Origin of the sequence: Bradyrhizobium sp. Rc3b, assembly GCF_900114915.1 — a bacterium.
Lineage (GTDB): Bacteria > Pseudomonadota > Alphaproteobacteria > Rhizobiales > Xanthobacteraceae > Bradyrhizobium.
Genome location: NZ_FOUS01000020.1, coordinates 50,403 through 63,048 on the forward strand (window position 1 = coordinate 50,403; position 12,646 = coordinate 63,048).

Consider the following 12,646-nt stretch of genomic DNA (forward strand, 5'->3'; position numbering starts at 1 on the left):
GGTGTTCGAAGGCCGGGCGCTTGAAATACTGGTCGTCCGCATTGGCGCGAGCCGATCTATTGGGGCGAGCCCATCCCAACCGGATGGGCCTCGCATGATGACGCACGAGTCCAGCCGGGTTTGACCAAAGCAAGGCGAGGGGATGGAGATGATGCGACTGTCTTCCGCCGTTTGTGGTGATGGAACCCCTTTTGTTGAACACGCGCACGTGTTCCGCGCTGCCTTGTTTTCAGCACGATTTTGGCAGCATCTGGGGATGCTGGGGGCGCTGCTATCCGCTATCGGGGGCCGGCGGTGCCAAGATCTTTAATCGCTTTGTTCGTCGTTGCCTTGCTGCCGCTGGGCGGCTGCATGCAGGCCACGCTTTCGCCGTCGACCGACGCGAGCATGACGCCGCGCGACCGGCAGTTGCTTGCGCACACGCCTTACGCGCAAGCGAATGTGCCCGAGCAATATCTCCGTCACGTCGTCGACTACCAGCGCAAGGAGCAACCAGGTACCATTCTGGTCGATACCGACGCACGCTACCTTTATTACGTGCTGCCTGGGGGCAAGGCGATCCGCTACGGGGTCGCGGTCGGCGAGGAAGCCATGGCGTTCTCCGGCGTCGCGCGGGTCGGCCGTCTGGCGGAATGGCCGGACTGGGTTCCGACAGCAGATATCCAGGCGCGGCTCGGGCCGTATCCGGCGCGCGTTCCCGGCGGTCCCGCCAATCCCTTGGGCGCGCGGGGCATCTATCTCTATTCCGGCAACAAGGACACGCTCTACCGCATCCACGGCACCAACCAGCCGGAATATATCGGACAGGCGATCTCGTCCGGCTGCATCCGGATGCGCAACGAGGACGTGATCGATCTCTACGACCGGGTGAAGCTCAATTCGATGGTCGTGGTGCTGCCGCCCGGGCAGAACGCGCAGGCGGAGACGGGCGCGCGCTGGCGCGGGTGAAGGCTCGCAGGCGTGCACGTCCGGCGCGCTGCTTGCGGACAATTTTAGCCATTGTCTTGCGCGGTCTCTAACGTCTCGCGCCTAGCGTGCAGCGAGCAAGGGGTTGCTCGCATGTATCTCGTGAAGAATTCGCCGCGCGCGTTGTTCGCAGCGCTGATTCCGCTGGCCATCGTCGAAGCCGTGCTGCTGGTCTACGCCCTCGCGGGCGGACAGGTGAAAGATCCGGTGGGGGTGCCCGCGCCGGATCAGATCCTGGTGCTGTATGCTGGCCGCATGGCGATGAACGCCACCTTGCTGTTCGCCGGACATATTGTGCTGCGGCAATGGACGGTCTCCAGCCGGCTCGCCTACGGCCTGATGGGCGGCGTCATGGCGGCGGTGAGCTACGGCATTGCGATCCGCAACCACATCCAGCTGACGGCGCCCGGCGACGGCACAGTGATGACGATCGGACTGTTGCCGACCATTGCGGGAATGATCGGTGGCTTCCTCTACGGCCAGTTCGCCGGGCTGAGCCCTGTTGCGCGCGCAGCCGTGGATGCTTCCGCTGCCGACGCGTCAGGAAAGCGGCTGCCGCTGGCGTTCAACGGGCCGGTCCGCGTCCGCACGTCCTTCGCGGGCATCATCATCGCCGCGCTGATACCGACGGTGCTCGCAACTCTGCTGCCCTACACGTTGGTGCCGCTGCTGATGAACGGTTTCGGCGACAAGAGCACCGCACATATCTTCGCGGCGGTGATCCCGGCGCAGACCTTCATGGTCATGATGGTAATCTCTGTCATTCCTTCGAGCATCTTCATGCTCTGCGTTCACCACGCCGCGCGAGCGATGAGCCGCCGCAACGCATGGGAGTACGCGGCGATTGGCGGCGTTGCGGCGTTCGCCTGTATGCTGTTGCTTGCGTTCGCGGTGCCACTGCTTGCCTTTCTCGTGGTGCCGGCAGCATTCTGCGGGGCTGTCATGGGCGCGATCTACCGCCGCTTCGCCGGCCTCGAGCCGATGCCGCTACCGGAAGCCGTGATCGCGACCGATCCGAACACGCTGGTCGATGCCGATCATCCGTCGCGCCACCAACATGGCGTCATCCTCAGCAACTGATCGCCTGGGACAGTGACATGAAAGAGCTTGCGGCGCTTGGCGCGGGATTGGCAATCGCGGCCGTGGCGGTGCTCTGGTTCGCGACCGGGCCCGTGGTGGTGGATGCCGAGATCAAGCCGCTTCAGCCGAACGCAGATATGCCGGCCTTCAGGCCCGTTCCGAACGAACTGGCCGGCCCGACCGGTCGCGACAACCGGTGACGATCTCGCTCTAGTTCTCAGGCCGGGCAACGCGCCATTGCAGCGTCGTCGCATTGCCGTTGGCTTCACCCGGCGTCTTGTCGGCGGGGGAGGTGTAGAGCGGGCGATAGCGGTACGCCCACATCCTGCTGCCGTCGTCGCGGCTGATCACGGTGAAGTCGCCGACCGCCTTGGCGTCGGCCGTCGCGGCGAGCGGCACCCAGCTCTCGGTGCACTTGCCGTTGCAGTTCGACGTCTTTCCCGTGGTGTCGCGCTCGTAAGTGTAGAGCGTCATGCCCTTGAGATCGACGAGCTTGGGTCCCTGCTTGGTCAAAACAACCTTCGCCGGCGCGACCGTCGCTTCAGGCTTGGGCGGAGGAGGGTCGCCGCCGCCATGGCCGTTTGCGAGCGCATGGCCGGACGTGAGTGCGATGGCCGCGGCCGCGATGAGAAACCTGAACATCCGAAACCCCCGAAGCGCAAAGTTAATCGCGCGTTAAGCGCAGAATGTTGCGGACCGTAGCAGCCGAAGGTTAGTTCAAGGTTTCGCAGCCCTGCGACAATTGCGGGCAAACATACCGTATCATACCGGAGTTTCGCGCAGCGGTGCGCGGCTCAGATCGTTGCCGGCGGCAATCGCCTTGCGCAGCAGCCGCATCAGATCCTCGCCCTCTTTTGCGCTGAGACCACGCAGCAGGATGCGCTGGGCCGATTCCACGGCCGGGGTGATCTTGCGCAGCGTGCGCCGGCCTTCGTCGGTGATCTCGAGCTCGCGGGCGCGGCGATCGCGGCTGGAAGCGCGGCGCTCGGCCAGTCCCTTCTGCACGAGGCGGTCGATCACGCCGGTGATGGTGGTGCGGTCATAGGCGATCAAGCCTGCCAGCGTCACCTGGTCGAGCCCCGGATTGGCCTTGATAGTCGCGAGCGCGGCGTATTGCACCGGCGTGAGATCAAAGCCGGCATCCTCGACCTCGGCCAGGAACACCGCGACGGCGATCTGCTGGAACCGGCGTGCCAGATGCCCAGGCATGTCGTTGTTGTCTTTCACCGAATTCTCCTCAAAGGCGCGGCGGTGCGCGATCGTTGACAAGTATACTGATAGTCAGCATACTGAGCAATATCAAAACAGGTTGACGGGAGAGGCTCATGCAATTCCATCTGAATGGATTTCAGCCGGGCGACCCTGACATTGCCGACCCCGCCGAGCGCGTTCAGGCCCCGGGCGCGGCGGGCGCCGTGCCTGATGAGGTCGATGTCCTCATCGTCGGCTGTGGTCCTGCGGGCCTCACGCTCGCTGCCCAGCTCGCGCAATTCCCCGACATCAAGACCTGCATCGTCGAGCAGAAGCCGAACCGCTTGCTGGTCGGGCAGGCCGATGGCATCGCCTGCCGCACCATGGAAATGTTTCACGCCTACGGCTTCAGCGAGCGCGTGCTGAAGGAGGCCTATTGGGTCAACGAGACGACATTCTGGAAGCCGGACGAGCGCCTGCCCGAGACCATCGTCCGCAGCGGAAGGGTGCAGGACGTCGAGGACGGCCTGTCCGAATTCCCGCATGTCATCCTCAACCAGGCGCGCATCCACGACGGCTTTCTCGACGTGATGCGCAAATCGCCGGCCAAGCTCGCCCCACATTACAGCCGCCGCCTGCTCGACCTCGAGGTCGATCCGGACGCGGGTCCGGCCGACCATGCCGTGACCGCGCGCCTCGAACGCGTCGATGGGGGAAGCGAGGGCAAGGTCGAGACGATCAAGGCGCGCTATGTCGTCGGCTGCGATGGCGCGCGCAGCACCGTGCGCAAGTCGATCGGGCGCGAGCTGCATGGCGATTCCGCCAACCACGCCTGGGGCGTGATGGACGTGCTGGTGGTGACCGATTTTCCGGACATCCGCTTCAAGTCGCTGATCCAATCGGCGAAGGACGGCAGCCTGCTGATCATTCCGCGCGAAGGCGGCTACATGGTCCGCATCTATGTCGAGCTCGCCAAGCTCGATGTCGGCGAGCGCGTCGCCAGCCGCAACATCACCGCCGATGACGTGATTGCGAAAGCGCAGCGGATCCTGAAGCCCCATACGCTGGACGTGAAGGAGATCGCCTGGTGGTCGGTCTACGAGATCGGCCAGCGTCTCACCGACAAGTTCGACGACGTGCCGGAAGCGGAGATCGCAACGCGGCTGCCGCGCATCTTCATCGCCGGCGATGCCTGCCATACCCACAGTCCGAAAGCCGGGCAGGGCATGAACGTCTCGATGCAGGATGCCTTCAATCTCGGCTGGAAGCTTGCCGCCGTCCTCCGGAAGCAGTGCGCCCCGAGCCTGCTGCATTCCTATTCGGCGGAGCGTCAGGCGGTTGCGAAAGAGCTGATCGATTTCGATCGCGAGTGGGCGGGGATTCTGGCTTCGTCAGCAAAGGCGGGTGGCGCCGACGCCGCCAGGACTCAGGACTATTTTGTCAGGCATGGCCGCTACACCGCGGGCACGGCGACACATTACACGCCATCGATCCTCACCGGTGCAGCCTCGCATCAGCACCTCGCGCAAGGCCTGGTCATCGGCAAGCGCTTCCATTCCGCCCCGGTGATCCGGCTGGCGGACGCCAAGCCGTTTCATCTCGGCCACGCCGCGCAGGCTGATGGCCGCTTCCGGATCTATGCGTTTTCGCCTGCTGAAAATCCCGCAGCGTCGGACTCGGCCATTCGTAAATTGTGCAATTTTCTCGCGGAATCCCCGAAATCTCCGATCCGGCGACACACGACCCGAAGCTCCGACATCGACAGCGTGATCGATCTGCGCGCGGTGTTTCAGCAGGATCATCGAGAACTCGCGATCGAGGCGATGCCGCCTATGTTGCTTCCGAGCAAAGGCCGTTACGGCTTGTACGACTACGAGAAGATGTTCTGTCCGGACCTCAAGAGCGGCCAGGACGTTTTCGCCATGCGCGGCATCGATCGGAAAGCCGGCTGCATGGTCGTGGTGCGCCCGGACCAGTATGTCGCGAACGTGCTGCCGCTCTCTGACTTTGCCGGGCTTGCATCGTACTTCGACGCGTTCATGTTGCAGGTCAACTGATTGCAGTCGACTGACGGTCCGCCAGCGCCGCTTACGCGTTGCGTCGATGAATGGCAGATGAATATTGAACCGCGCGCGGCATGCGTTTCAATCTTTCGATGGATGGGCGCGCCATGCGCGGAACGCCTGTTCTGCCCGCGCGTTCCGACTCGAAAGAGGAGGAACACGCCATGACATTCAAGAGCGTTTTGGTTGCCGCATTGCTGCTCGCGCCAACAGCCGCATTGGCCGCGCCGGGCATCGTCACGGTCTCGACCGGCCTGCGCGCCGGGCCAGGTTCAGGCTTTCCCCTGGTCGATCGCATCCCCGGGGGCGCCCGCGTCAACATCCATGGCTGCCTGCGCGGCAATGCCTGGTGCGACGTCAGCTTCTCCGATGATCGCGGCTGGGTGTCGTCGCAATATCTCGAATATCTCTATCGCAATCACTACGTCTATCTCCCCGACTATGTCGACCAGATCGATGTGCCCGTCGTTCCCTTCGTGCTGACCTCGTATTGGTCGAGTTACTATGGGGGACGTCCCTGGTATCGACGCCATGCCTATTGGAATAACTACTGGACCTCTCATCAGAGCGTCGCGACGCGGATGACGATTGATCCGCGTGCTGCCCGCATCGGCCGCGCGGCAACGCGCGACGCGGCGATCGCACTCGAACGCAGCGGCGTGCGCGGCAAGGGAGCCGCCGCGATCTCAACGCGCGACGCCGCGACTACACAGCGCGATGCGGCGATCGCGAAGCGCGACGCGGCGATCGCGAGGCGGGACGCTGCGGTCGCCAAGCGCGGCGCTGCGGTTACGCCCGACCGGACCCGCGTTGGACCAAGTGAACGCATCGCGCATGAGCGGACCAATGTGCAGACCCGCAATCCGCGTGATGCACAAGCCCGCATGATGCGTGAGCAGGCCGCGACCCGCGCCCCGGTGCGCGCGCAGCCGATGGCCCGCACGCATGAAGCGCCGCGTGCGTCGGCCGCGCCTTCAGCACGTCCCGCGACGCCGCATGTCGCCCAGCCAAGCGTGAGCCATGGTTCGCCGATGAATGCCCGTGCGCAGATGCCGGCGCCGCGCGCGGCCGCGCCTGCCATGCCGCACGGCGGCGGGGGTGGTGCTCCGCATATCAATGCCGCCCCGCGTGGCGGCGGCGCCCCGGCGGGCGGGCCCGTCGGCGGACATCAGAAGCACTAGCTTTGCAAGGAAAAGCCCGGCCCTGATGCCGGGCTTTTTCTTCGCCGTGCCGAGGCCTTTACAATTTAAGTCAGATCTTCGCGGGCAGATTTCATCGATCGTAACATGTCTACCCAAAGGTGTAAGCATCCACTCGGGGCAGCGGGGCACGGGAGGATGATATGAGACAGAGCCAGGCGGAGACGCGCCGCCAAAATGTCGCGAAGCGTTCGATGACGAAGGAGGCCAAACAGCTGACCGGCCTGATTGCCGGGCTGCGCGAATCCCTCGAAGGGATCCACAAGGAACGGACGAGCACAAAGCTCACCGGCGCCGAGATGGGCATGCTCGACGAGCGTCGCAACAACCTGCTGCTCACCATCGCAGCCCTCGACGACCGCCTCTCCGCGGTGCAGGGGCTGATCGATCTCGGCCGACCCCACATCATCCGCGTGCACTAGCGGGGGCTCGGCCATGGGACGCGCGGTTCCGTTGCTGCCGTGACGGGCCGCCCCCGGCGGTCGATCCGGCACGCCATGGTCCAGCACGGCTGGTAGACGGCCCCGTCGTCGCAGGGAGAACCTGCGGCGGGCCGGAATCGCATCCCAGCGGGGCGCGGCTCGACGCCGGTCGCCGGCGCCGATCATCGGCGCCATGCCTGCGGACGGCACCAAATTGCCATGCTCCCGGCGAATTGCCGCCAAAGCCCGCTGCCACGAGGAGGCCGGGTGCAGGGCGACGCAAGGGGATGCGAATTGGCCTACAAGATGGTCGCAGAACGCGACAACGAGAAGTACAGTTTCGCCCGCGAGAGCCGGCTGCTCATCGTGGCGAAGGCGAAGGTGTGGGCGAGCGAGGGATGGCGGGTCGTCATCACCGACCAGGACGGCAAGGCCTACGCACCGCCGGAGTTCGATCAGCTGTCGGCGGCGTGACCGAAGGGCGGGCGAGGGGACGGCATTTGAGATCGCTGTTTCGACTGGGGCGCGATCGGATCGTGCCCGTGATGACTTTTGCAGCCGCCGCTGTTCTGACGGTGACGGTCGCCGCCGCGCAAAATCTCGACGCCGGCAAGCCGCCCGCAAAGCTCTTCGCTGAGGGCTGCGCGACCTGCCATCGCAGCCCGCGCGGCCTTGCCAAGGGTCGCTTCAGCCTGACGTTAACCTGGTTCCTGAAGGACCATTACGCGACCAGCTCGGACTCGGCCAAGGCGCTCGCGGCGTATCTTGAGTCAGTCGATACTCCGCCGCCGCGCGCTGCTGCCAAACCCGCCAAGAAGCCCGCCCGGTCCGCACCGCATCCGCCCAAGCCGGTGCAGAGCCAGTAGGGCGTGCGAGGCCGCTATCTGCGCCGATTGGTCTGAGCGAGCAGCCGTGCGTGCACGGCGCGTAGCTCGGCGCTCATCCGCGTCTGTCCCGTCGTGACATAGGAGAGCCATGCGCCGTCGGCGGCCAGACGCACGATTTGCAGATCGGGCGCGTCGTCGGTCGTGCGATGACGCTTCAGGCGCGCCTTGATCCAGTCGTTCCAGAGCCGGCGCAGCGGCGGATCGGTGACGACGACCATGCTCAACGCCGCCCATGGGGTCGCGAAGCCGAAGGCCTTGCCGGTGAACACGGCATTCACATAGGCCCGCGTGAAGCGGCCGCGAGGCTTCGGATCGGCTTCAATCGCGGCGTCGATCTCGGTATCGACGCGCGCGAGCAGGTCGGCAAACAGGCCCTCGATCAACGCCTGCTTGCTGCCAAAGTGGTGAAACAGCCCGCCCTTGGTGACGCCCGCCGCCACTGCGACCGCCTGCACCGTGACGCCGGCGACGCCGTGGTCCATGGCGATCGCCGCGGCACAGTCGAGCAGGGCGCGCCGGACCTGCTCGGGCTGCTTGGCGCGGGTGTAGCGGTTCTCCGGCATCAATGCGCCGTGGTCTGCGAGAACAGGTTGATGACCACGACCCCTGACACGATCAGCGCGATGCCGACGAAGGCCGCGGAGTCCAGCATCTGGCGGAACAGCACGAAGGAGACGGTCGCCGTCAGGATGATGCCGACCCCGCCCCAGATCGCATAGGCGATGCTCAAGGGGATGACGCGGATCGCCACCGACAGCGCATAGAACGAGGCGACATAGAACAGGACCATCGCCAGCGTCGGCCACGGGCGGCTGAACTGGGCGGATTGCTGCAGGAAGGCGGACGCCGTGACCTCGAGAACGATGGCGAGGGCGAGCGCTGCGTAGGCACTGAAGGCGGAGGTCATGGTCAGCTCCGGCGGGGCGATAGAAAGATACCGCGCGGTAGGTATGTTTAGCACGCCGTGTCCGGCTTTGGCCAGGACGAGGTATCACGTGTGCGTGACGCGGCTGCGACACCCGGCAACGCAGCATAAAGCCGCCGCGTGGTGAACAAGCGGCGGCTCGAAAAATTTCGTGGCATTTCGACCGGTGTCAGTTGATCCGCACGGAGAGCTCGACGTCTTCGGCGAAGGGCGTGGACATGAAGCCGCTGCCGGGCGCGCGCACGCGCGCGAGATAGTCCGGGCTGTCGTCCGCATTGTCGGCGACGATGATCGCACCCGGTCCGAGATGGCCTTCCAGCAGATCAAGGATATCCGGATAGAGCGCCTTGGCGCCGTCGAGCAGCACGAAGTCGATCGCATCGGGCAGATCGGCGCTGAGCGTCTTCAGCGCGTCGCCTTCACGGATTTCGACCAGATCGATCAAGCCGCCAGCGATCAGGTTCTCCCGCGCCCGCGCGGCCTTGGACGGCTCGAACTCGCTCGTGATGAGGTGGCCGCCGCCATTGTCGCGCAGGCCTGCGGCAAGGTGCAGCGTCGAGATGCCGAACGACGTGCCGAACTCGACGATCACCCGGGCGCGGGAGCTGCGTGCCAGCATGTAGAGCAGGTGGCCCGTCTCGCGCGAGACCGCGAGCGGCGCGTCCTTCAGGCGCCCGTAGAGGTCGCGATAGTCGGTCTTGCTTCGCATCAAGCGCGCCCGGTCTGCGTCGGACAAATCGGCGACGGCGGCCCGCGTTGCGCCATTTGCCGCCGCGGCCTCGTCGAACAGGCGGTCCAGCAGCGGCGCAAGCGATGTGATGGTCGGGGTGGTCATATGAGGTCTCCAGAGTTGGCGAAGAAACGCGTGCTTGCGTGTCGACTGAAATACGACTAATTCGTCGCATTTCCTATTCGCATTGCCTGAGTGAGCCATGGCCGATCGTCGAAGCCGTTCAATTTCTTCACGAAAACAGCCGCAACAGGCCCGCTCCAGCGAGCTTGTCGCGGCCATTCTCGATGCTGCTGTTCAGGTCCTGACCAAGGAGGGCGCGCAGCGTTTCACCACGGCGCGGGTGGCGGAGCGGGCCGGGGTGAGCGTCGGCTCGCTCTATCAATATTTTCCGAACAAGGCCGCGATCCTGTTCCGCCTGCAAAGCGATGAGTGGCGGCGCACGAGTGACCTTTTGCGCGGCATCCTCGAAGACCGGGTGAAGCCGCCGCCGGCGCGGCTGCGCGCGCTGGTCCATGCCTTTATTCTGTCCGAGTGCGATGAGGCCGCGATCCGCGGCGCGCTCAGCGATGCCGCGCCGCTCTATCGCGACGCGCCCGAGGCGCAGGACGCGCGCGTCGCCGGCGAGGGGATCATCGCGGCGTTCATGCGGGAAGCGTTGCCCAAAGCCTCCGAGGCGACCCGCGCGCTTGCCGGCGAGTTGATCAAGACGACGCTGAGTGAGGTCGGCAAGCGGTTTTCGGAGACGCCGCGCAGCGAGGCCGAGATCGCGCGTCATGCTGACGGGCTCGCCGACATGTTCTGCGCTTACCTCGGCGAGCTGGCGCAACGCTGAGGCTACTCTTGCCACACACGACGTTTGACCTTACGGACCTCTTTCATGCTCGTGATCTCCATTCAAAGCCAGGTGGTCCACGGCCATGTCGGCAACAGCGCGGCCGCCTACGCCATCCAGGCGGAGGGCGTGAACGTTGCGGCGGTGCCGACGACGCTGCTGTCCAATCATCCGCGCTATCCGAGCCTGCGCGGGCGGGTGCTGGAAACCGAGCTCATTGCCGATCTTCTGACGGGCGTGGAGGAGCGCGGTCTGGTCGACGAGGCCGCCGTGCTCGTCACCGGCTATCTCGGCTCGCCGGGCAACGCTGCCGTCATCGCCGATTTCGTCGAGCGGGCGCTCACGCGGAATTCCAAGCTCGTCTATCTCTGCGATCCCGTGATCGGCGATGATGGCCGCGTCTATGTCGCCGACGGCATTTTGGACGTGGTCCGGCACCGGCTGCTGCCGGCAGCGAAGCTGGCGACGCCGAACCAGTTCGAGCTCGAGCTGCTCTCAGGCCTCAGAACTGCGGATGCGCGGGGCCTGCGCGCGGCGTGTGCGGCGTTGGCGGGGGCCGGCCGCATCGAAATCGTCGCCACCGGCTGTACGCTCACCGATACGCCCGAAGGGCAGGTGGAGACGATCCTGTGCGCTGACGGGCAATTGTCGCGCTTTGCGACGTCGCGCCTGCCGATCCGTCCCTACGGCACCGGTGATCTCCTCACCGGCCTGATCGCCGCGCATCTGGCCAAGGGCCAGGCGACGGAGGTCGCGGTGCGGCTTGCGGTCGAGACCATCTTTGCGGTGCTCGTGCGCACGCAGGACGCCGGCACGGCCGAGATGCGGCTCGTGCCGCTGCCGACGCTGGGGCGCGCGCCGTAACGGTCTCAGGTCGCGCGCTTGCCGGTCGATTGCGCCGATTTCTGTGGCTTGGCCGGGCTCTTCTGCTCGCGTGCGGCCTGTGCCTTTTGGGCCTTTGACGGCTTGGCGCTCGCAACAGTCCGTGTCTTCTTCGATTTGGCGCTGGCGACTTCCTTGCGCTCGCTCGTGCCACGCTTTGAGATGTATTCAGCGCCGTCGACCGGGCCGACATGCGGCGGATCGCGGCCGAGATAGGGCCGGCCGATGCCGTAGGCCTTGCCGTTGGCGTCGACCCACTTCCACAGAATTTCCGTCGAGACCCAGCGCTGCGCGCGGTTGTTGCCCTGGGTGCTGACGATGTCCGCGGCCATGCCGTGGCCGTAGCCGCCGCGCGTGCTGCCACCGTGATAGGAGCGGTCGGAGGCGGCCTTCAGGCCGCTCGCAATCGACTGGCGATAATCGTCACGGAACGCGCTGGTGATGCCGGGCGAGAGGCCGGCGGCTTCCGCGGCGAGCAGCGTGCGGAACAGCTTCCGCTTGAAGCTCTTGTCCATGCCGCCGATGACGTAGTCCACCATCGACATGCCGGCGTGCTCGGCGGCCTTCGGATCCTTCCATGTGAAATCCTGGTCGACCAGCTTGGTGAAGCTGCGCATCACCGTGACCGTCTTGCCCTTGCGCTTGATGGTGACGGCGCGGCGCTCCTGGACCTTGATCGAGTCCTCTTTTGCGGTGCGCTGATAGAGCGCCCAGAGGTAGCGGTCGATGCAGGCATCCATGACGAAGCATTCGTCGAGCACGGCGACGGTGTCGGCCGGCGGCGATGCCTTGCTCGCAGGCGTGACGGGGCCGCTCGCGATCGCCGCGGGGGACAGCGCGTCGGTCGTCACGATCTCGGTGGGATCGGCAGATGCGAGCTTGACGGGCGCCGGCGCCGCAACTGGAGCAGTCTCGCTGATGACGGGCTCTGGTTCAGGCGATATCTGCGGCGCGGGCGCCGTCTCCGTCGGAAGGATCAGCGCCGGATCTGCCGAGGCGAGCTTCATGGCGGGAGGCTCGGGTACCGCTTCAGTGATCATCGGGGCCGGGGCCGCAGCGACGGCAGCCGCGATGTCGGCGGTCAAGGCGATGCCGTCCTCGATCGTCGCAGCGTGCGGCACGTCCGCGAGGTCGAGCCGGCTGAGATCTTTCGCGCGCGACACGGCAGCGGCATTGGCGCCGCTGTTCTCGATGAGGGCAGGGGCATAGGCGGAGAGGGAAAGTGCCAGCCAGCCGGCGAGAACGGCCGAGGGGCACGCGACCGCCACCAGAAGAGACCGCCGATCGTTCATGATCCCTGCCTCCAAACGGTTCTGTTCGGACACGCTCTGTCGGAACAGTCATGATGCAAAAACAATCTTGCACGGAAAGGCACGCAGCGCCTCGATTGTTCGGAGGACCGTGTGGCGACGCAATGGCGTAATTCGGCGAAATCGGGCTTTTCGCGGAGGTGTTGCCAAGCTGCA

Annotated in this window: 16 protein-coding genes; 10 read left to right on the top strand and 6 right to left on the bottom strand. The window is 65.5% G+C overall.

What is annotated here, in order from left to right; translation table 11 throughout:
* The first annotated feature begins 351 nt into the window (after positions 1–351).
* The 3 genes from BM190_RS34555 (at position 352) to BM190_RS34565 (ending at position 2,246) form a co-directional block, all read left to right on the top strand.
* Positions 352–948: a L,D-transpeptidase gene (locus tag BM190_RS34555; RefSeq protein WP_177237477.1), complete on the top strand. Its 597-nt coding sequence runs from the start codon at positions 352–354 to the stop codon at positions 946–948.
* A 111-nt stretch (positions 949–1,059) separates the two neighbouring features.
* Complete coding sequence (locus BM190_RS34560; protein ID WP_092262004.1) at positions 1,060–2,046, top strand: hypothetical protein; 987 nt, start codon at positions 1,060–1,062, stop codon at positions 2,044–2,046.
* Positions 2,047–2,063: 17 nt separating this feature from the next.
* Positions 2,064–2,246 (top strand): hypothetical protein, encoded by a 183-nt coding sequence (locus tag BM190_RS34565; RefSeq protein ID WP_092262005.1) that lies wholly within the window; start codon positions 2,064–2,066, stop codon positions 2,244–2,246.
* Positions 2,247–2,256: 10 nt separating this feature from the next.
* Here BM190_RS34565 and BM190_RS34570 read toward each other — a convergent pair whose 3' ends face one another.
* On the bottom strand, positions 2,257–2,688 hold the full coding sequence (locus BM190_RS34570) for a COG4315 family predicted lipoprotein (RefSeq protein ID WP_018322953.1): 432 nt from the start codon (positions 2,686–2,688) through the stop codon (positions 2,257–2,259).
* A 120-nt stretch (positions 2,689–2,808) separates the two neighbouring features.
* Positions 2,809–3,273, bottom strand: a complete 465-nt coding sequence (locus tag BM190_RS34575; RefSeq protein WP_026202849.1) for a MarR family winged helix-turn-helix transcriptional regulator — start codon at positions 3,271–3,273, stop codon at positions 2,809–2,811.
* Positions 3,274–3,371: 98 nt separating this feature from the next.
* On the opposite strand from BM190_RS34575, the gene BM190_RS34580 reads away from it, so the two are divergent.
* From BM190_RS34580 to BM190_RS34600, 5 genes are all read left to right on the top strand, one after another.
* Positions 3,372–5,294, top strand: a complete 1,923-nt coding sequence (locus tag BM190_RS34580; protein ID WP_092262006.1) for an FAD-binding monooxygenase — start codon at positions 3,372–3,374, stop codon at positions 5,292–5,294.
* A gap of 170 nt (positions 5,295–5,464) precedes the next feature.
* The gene (locus BM190_RS34585; RefSeq protein ID WP_092262072.1) at positions 5,465–6,481 is read left to right on the top strand and encodes an SH3 domain-containing protein; all 1,017 of its coding nucleotides are present in this window, start codon (positions 5,465–5,467) and stop codon (positions 6,479–6,481) included.
* 212 nt (positions 6,482–6,693) lie between these two features.
* A complete protein-coding gene (locus tag BM190_RS34590) occupies positions 6,694–6,921 on the top strand; it encodes a hypothetical protein (RefSeq protein WP_244550826.1) in 228 nt (75 codons plus the stop codon).
* A gap of 267 nt (positions 6,922–7,188) precedes the next feature.
* Positions 7,189–7,395, top strand: coding sequence for a hypothetical protein (locus BM190_RS34595; protein ID WP_018322958.1), 207 nt, complete (start codon positions 7,189–7,191; stop codon positions 7,393–7,395).
* A 71-nt stretch (positions 7,396–7,466) separates the two neighbouring features.
* Positions 7,467–7,787, top strand: coding sequence for a hypothetical protein (locus BM190_RS34600; RefSeq protein ID WP_092262007.1), 321 nt, complete (start codon positions 7,467–7,469; stop codon positions 7,785–7,787).
* 14 nt (positions 7,788–7,801) lie between these two features.
* On the opposite strand, the gene BM190_RS34605 is transcribed toward BM190_RS34600, so the two are convergent.
* The 3 genes from BM190_RS34605 to BM190_RS34615 all read right to left on the bottom strand — a co-directional run bounded on the left by BM190_RS34605 (position 7,802) and on the right by BM190_RS34615 (position 9,568).
* Positions 7,802–8,371, bottom strand: coding sequence for a TetR/AcrR family transcriptional regulator (locus BM190_RS34605; RefSeq protein WP_092262008.1), 570 nt, complete (start codon positions 8,369–8,371; stop codon positions 7,802–7,804).
* Positions 8,371–8,715 (bottom strand): DMT family transporter, encoded by a 345-nt coding sequence (locus tag BM190_RS34610; protein WP_092262009.1) that lies wholly within the window; start codon positions 8,713–8,715, stop codon positions 8,371–8,373. Before BM190_RS34610 ends, BM190_RS34605 begins: the two co-directional genes overlap by 1 nt.
* A gap of 187 nt (positions 8,716–8,902) precedes the next feature.
* Positions 8,903–9,568 (bottom strand): O-methyltransferase, encoded by a 666-nt coding sequence (locus BM190_RS34615; protein WP_092262010.1) that lies wholly within the window; start codon positions 9,566–9,568, stop codon positions 8,903–8,905.
* A gap of 97 nt (positions 9,569–9,665) precedes the next feature.
* Here BM190_RS34615 and BM190_RS34620 point away from each other — a divergent pair, with 97 nt between their 5' ends.
* Positions 9,666–10,298, top strand: coding sequence for a TetR/AcrR family transcriptional regulator (locus BM190_RS34620; RefSeq protein ID WP_092262011.1), 633 nt, complete (start codon positions 9,666–9,668; stop codon positions 10,296–10,298).
* A 45-nt stretch (positions 10,299–10,343) separates the two neighbouring features.
* Positions 10,344–11,162 (top strand): pyridoxal kinase, encoded by an 819-nt coding sequence (gene pdxY, locus BM190_RS34625; protein ID WP_092262012.1) that lies wholly within the window; start codon positions 10,344–10,346, stop codon positions 11,160–11,162.
* Positions 11,163–11,167: 5 nt separating this feature from the next.
* On the opposite strand, the gene BM190_RS34630 is transcribed toward pdxY, so the two are convergent.
* Positions 11,168–12,472 (bottom strand): hypothetical protein, encoded by a 1,305-nt coding sequence (locus BM190_RS34630; protein WP_092262013.1) that lies wholly within the window; start codon positions 12,470–12,472, stop codon positions 11,168–11,170.
* Between the last annotated feature and the right edge of the window lie 174 nt (positions 12,473–12,646).